At 44.1% G+C, this 288-nt stretch carries 1 pseudogene; it reads right to left on the bottom strand.

The window, feature by feature from the left end:
• Nucleotides 1-288: pseudogene (locus tag BU804_RS09910) on the bottom strand (hypothetical protein); the annotation flags it as partial.

Below are 288 nucleotides of genomic sequence, written 5' to 3'. Positions count from 1 at the left end.
AGCCAAATTCAAATGCTGTAAAGCCACCAAAGGTGCCAAATGGGCTAATCCAGCATCCGTAAAATGGTGGCTGTAACTCAGATCTAAGTGCTGTAAAGCCACTAAAGGTCGCAAGTGTGCTAATCCAGCGTCAGTAAGATTTCTGCAACGGCTTAGGTCTAAATGCTGTAAAGCCACCAAAGATGTCAAATGGGCTAATCCAGCATCCTTAAAATTATGGCATCCAGCCAAATTCAAATGCTGTAAAGCCACCAAAGGTGCCAAATGGGCTAATCCAGCATCCGTAAA

The organism is Candidatus Protochlamydia sp. W-9, from assembly GCF_001950615.1.
Lineage (GTDB): Bacteria > Chlamydiota > Chlamydiia > Chlamydiales > Parachlamydiaceae > Protochlamydia > Protochlamydia amoebophila.
This window is presented reverse-complemented; position numbering and strand designations above follow the sequence as displayed.